Here is a 4569-nt window from a genome sequence, read left to right as displayed (position 1 = left end):
ACGAAGAACAGGAGCGGAAAGGACCAAAAAATCGCCCAAAGCACACACGAAAACGGATACATCAAGCCAAGAAAAACTTTTTGGAGAAATTCAAAACAGCTTCTAAACGTTCATATATTCCCAGTAAAGAAACATTCATCTGTGATTTTTTACTGGAAAGATACAGGCTCTTCATTTGAGAAACCTTTAATAAAAATATAAATATTATGCGGATTTGTATCAAAAATGCAACCATCGTAAACGAAGGAGAAAAATACGTTGGTACGGTCATTGTTGAAGATGAATTGATTTATGCGGTAATAAAAGGCAATCCTGAACCCCAAACAAAATGTGACAGAGTCATCGATGCCAACGGATATTACCTGATTCCGGGAGTTATTGACGACCATGTACATTTTCGCGAACCCGGTCTGACACATAAGGCTGATATAGCTACAGAAAGTTCTGCAGCTGCAGCAGGAGGTGTCACTTCTTTCATGGATATGCCCAACTGCAAGCCTCAGACCGTCACAATCGAAGCGTTAGAAGAAAAATTCAACCTTGCTTCACAAAAAAGCATTGTCAATTATTCTTTCTACTTTGGGGCAACCAATGACAACACTGATTTGTTTTCCCAATTAGACAAGACACGCGTATGTGGCATAAAGCTCTTTATGGGAGCCAGCACAGGCAATATGCTGGTAGAAAAAAGAGAGTCATTGAAACGAATATTTCAAGCTGCTCCCATCTTAATCGCCACACATTGTGAGAATCCTGAAATCATTGAATGGAACACGGAACTTGCCAAAATGAAATTTGGAGAAGATCCCGACATCAAATACCATTCCCGTATCAGAAGCGAAGCAGCGTGTTGGGAATCGACGAAAGAAGCAGTACTTCTGGCACAAGAAACAGGAGCAAGGCTACATGTACTCCATCTCAGCACTGCCCGCGAGTTGAACTTGTTTACGGACCTTCCGGTTTCGCAGAAACAAATAACGTCAGAAGCATGTGTTTCACATTTGATGTTCTGCGAAGACGATTACGGCAATTATGGGGCTCGCATCAAATGTAATCCGAGTGTCAAGACATCCAAGGATCGTGAAGCTTTACACCGGGCCTTACGCACAAACCTTATTGATGTCATAGCGACAGACCATGCCCCTCATCTGCTTTCGGAAAAAGAAGGGGGAGCACTAAAAGCAGCCTCCGGCATGCCATCCATCCAATTTTCACTTAATTGCATGATGGAATTGGTAAGACAAGGTATATTCACTATAGAACAAATGGTAAATAAAATGTGCCATACACCTGCTGATTTGTTTCAGATAGACAAACGAGGTTACATCCGCCCGGGCTATAAAGCCGATTTGGTTATCCTGAATCCGGAAGCAGAATGGACTGTTACCAAAGACTGCATATTGAGCAAATGCGGGTGGAGTCCGTATGAAGGCCAAACTTTCCATACAAAAGTGGAAAAGACATTTGTCAACGGGAATTTAGTATATACCGATGGACAAGTAAATGAAGCATATCGAGGAGAACCACTCCGTTTTAACCGATAAAAAACGTATGAAAATTGCAAATACCACTGTCAGCTATACAATCCAGGATTTAGCCGGTTATATCAACTGGATCTATTTTTTCCATGCGTGGGGATTCCAGCCTCGGTTTGCTGCAATAGCAGACATAGCTGGATGTGACACCTGCCAGACGAGATGGGCGGCAAATTTTCCACAAACAGATACAGCTAAAGCTACCGAAGCCATACTTCTGTATAACGAAGCCCAACGCCTGCTGAGACACATGGATGAAAAGTGCAAGATACAGGCAATATACAGGCTCATGGATGCCAATGCTGATGGTGATGATTTATTACTAGACGGAACCAGGTTCCCTCTGCTCCGTCAACAGACACGGATACATCCCAACGCTCCATTTCTCTGTTTAAGCGATTTTGTACGTCCATTGTCACAAGGAATTGTCGATACGGTGGGGGCATTTGCCACCACCGTTGATAATACTTTTGAAAAAAGCTACGCAAACGATACCTATCAGCACTTGCTTGTACAGACCTTAAACGAGCGTCTGGCTGAAGCTGCTGCTGAAAAACTACACGAAACCATTCGGAAAGAAATTTGGGGATATGCCAAAGACGAACATTTGACCCACAAGCAACTGCTGAATGGAGAATATCAAGGTATCCGCCCGGCAGTAGGCTATCCTTCACTTCCAGACCTATCGGTAACGTTTTTACTTAACACGCTGATTGACATGAACAAAATCGGCATCCATCTTACCGAAAACGGCATGATGCGACCACATGCATCGGTATGTGGACTGATGTTCGCGCATCCACAATCACACTATTTTTCCATAGGAAAAATCGACGAACACCAATTGGCTGATTACGCGACACGACGAGGCATGGACAGCAATTATTTACGCAAATTTTTAACCGCCAATTTATAACAACATCCCGACTGATATGATTATATTACGCATTTCATTATTCTTCTTAATCTTGCTGTTATTGCCCGATTGGTATATTTACAGATTCCATATCAAGTATTGCGCAAAACAATGGATAAGAAAACTCTGGTGGATGCCAAGCATCTGTTTGCTGCTAGCTCTGCTTGTTTTTGTTTCTTTCCGCGACTCTTTTCAGCATGCTTTCGGCATTTACCTGATTGTAGCATTATGCATAGCTGTTCCCAAAATGGTATTCATGCTGTGCGACTTACTGATTTATCTTTGTAAAAAGTCTGTTCAATGCTTCATCAAGAAGCCGATGCCATTATCCATCGTACATTTATACAGACTTGCAAGAATCTGTATCCCGTCATCAGCAGCACTTATTACCTGCATTTACATCGTATTCGGGGCTGCTTTCGGAAAAGAGTTTTTCCAAGTCAACAAAGTCACTTTCATATCTCCCGACCTCCCCGATGCTTTTAACGGCTATCGGATCTTACAATTATCCGATATTCATACAGGAAGTTGGGACGACCATGGTGAAGCCTTGCAACGTGCCGTGACATTATGCAATGCCCAATATCCAGACCTGGTCGCCTTTACCGGTGATTTGGTAAATAGCCGTGCTGACGAGATGAAACCTTTTATGACTATTCTATCTCAGTTACATGCCAAAGACGGAGTATATGCCGTGTTGGGCAACCACGATTATGCCACATACACACATTGGGACAGTGAAGCTGAGCGCCTGGCAAATATCGACACCCTCATTTGCAGAGAAAAACAAATGGGATGGGAGGTACTGATGAATGAACATCGCATCTTGTATAGAGGCAATGACTCCATTGCAATAGCAGGTGTCGAGAACAGTGGAAACCCTCCCTTTCCTAATCGGGGGAATCTTCCTAAAGCATTACAGCATACCGATGGAATGTTCAAAATTTTGCTCAGTCACGATCCCACACACTGGAAACGCAATGTTTTGCCCGAAACAGATGTCCAGCTCATGCTTGCCGGTCATACTCATGACATGCAGGTTAATCTGTTCGGATTTTCCTTCTCCAAATTTGTCTATCCGGAACATCGGGGCATGTATCTGGAAAACGGACGCGGCCTTTATGTCAATGTAGGCCTGGGCTTCGTCATGTTCCCCATGCGCCTTGGTGCATGGCCTGAAATAACGGTCATTACCCTCAAAAACAAACAATAAAATAAAAAGATTACAGACACAAAAAAAACGATACCGGAACACATTCAACCTAAAAAGATTTATAAACTTAAAAATCATAAACATGAGACTCATTTACATCATCTACCAAATCTGCATTGGATTACCGATTTTCGTAGTAGCCACTATCCTGACAGCCCTAACCACAATGCTAGGATGCTGGTTAGGAAACGGACATTTTTGGGGATATTACCCCGGAAAACTTTGGTCACAACTGACCTGTTTTCTGTTTTTGCTCCCCGTAAAAGTAGAAGGACATGAGGTACTGGACAAAAACACCTCGTATGTCTTTGTAGCCAATCATCAAGGAGCATTCGATATATTCCTGATTTATGGATTCTTGGGACGTAACTTTAAATGGATGATGAAAAAAAGCTTACGGAAAATACCATTTGTCGGGAAAGCATGTGAATCAGCCGGCTTTATCTTCGTCGACAAATCCAGTCCGAGAAAGATATACGAAACCATCAAACAAGCAGAAAAAGTGCTACAGGGAGGAACGTCATTGATGGTCTTCCCGGAAGGAGCCCGCACCTATACCGGAAAGATGAATGCTTTCAAGAAAGGAGCTTTCTTCATTGCCGACCAGTTACAAATGCCTGTCGTGCCGATGACCATCAACGGTTCTTTCCAGATTCTGCCACGTACAGGCAAATTGCTCTCCTGGCATCCTATGAAGCTCACCATACACACACCAATCTATCCTATCGGCAAAAAAGGAGAAGAAAACTTGCAAATGTTGATGACAGAATCGTATAAAGAAATAGAAAAAGACTTAAAGTAAGAAGCTGTTTTGAATTTATCGTGCGATGATTTGGGATGAGTTTTTGAGGCATTTTCGCTTCTGTGATGAGGAAGATAGCGGGCTATCTGACGAAGAACAGGAG

At 42.7% G+C, this 4569-nt stretch carries 4 protein-coding genes; all 4 read left to right on the top strand.

The window, feature by feature from the left end:
• Positions 1-203: 203 nt before the first annotated feature.
• The 4 genes from B5F78_RS16005 (at position 204) to B5F78_RS15990 (ending at position 4466) form a co-directional block, all read left to right on the top strand.
• Positions 204-1544: a dihydroorotase gene (locus B5F78_RS16005; protein WP_087407211.1), complete on the top strand. Its 1341-nt coding sequence runs from the start codon at positions 204-206 to the stop codon at positions 1542-1544.
• A gap of 7 nt (positions 1545-1551) precedes the next feature.
• Complete coding sequence (locus B5F78_RS16000; RefSeq protein ID WP_087397708.1) at positions 1552-2451, top strand: vitamin B12 dependent-methionine synthase activation domain-containing protein; 900 nt, start codon at positions 1552-1554, stop codon at positions 2449-2451.
• Positions 2452-2467: 16 nt separating this feature from the next.
• The gene (locus B5F78_RS15995; RefSeq protein ID WP_087407210.1) at positions 2468-3664 is read left to right on the top strand and encodes a metallophosphoesterase; all 1197 of its coding nucleotides are present in this window, start codon (positions 2468-2470) and stop codon (positions 3662-3664) included.
• An 82-nt stretch (positions 3665-3746) separates the two neighbouring features.
• Positions 3747-4466, top strand: coding sequence for a lysophospholipid acyltransferase family protein (locus B5F78_RS15990; protein WP_022040164.1), 720 nt, complete (start codon positions 3747-3749; stop codon positions 4464-4466).
• Positions 4467-4569 lie beyond the last annotated feature (103 nt).

It is taken from the genome of Bacteroides sp. An279, assembly GCF_002159615.1.
Lineage (GTDB): Bacteria > Bacteroidota > Bacteroidia > Bacteroidales > Bacteroidaceae > Phocaeicola > Phocaeicola intestinalis.
The sequence above is the reverse complement of the archived record's forward strand: the minus strand, read 5'-3'. Positions and strand labels throughout refer to the sequence as shown.

What these genes read in the sequence shown, in the direction of transcription:
- B5F78_RS16000 (WP_087397708.1), top strand. Translation starts at nt 1,552, where the DNA reads ATGAAAATTGCAAATACCACTGTCAGCTATACAATCCAGGATTTAGCC.
- B5F78_RS15995 (WP_087407210.1), top strand. Translation starts at nt 2,468, where the DNA reads ATGATTATATTACGCATTTCATTATTCTTCTTAATCTTGCTGTTATTG.
- B5F78_RS15990 (WP_022040164.1), top strand. Translation starts at nt 3,747, where the DNA reads ATGAGACTCATTTACATCATCTACCAAATCTGCATTGGATTACCGATT.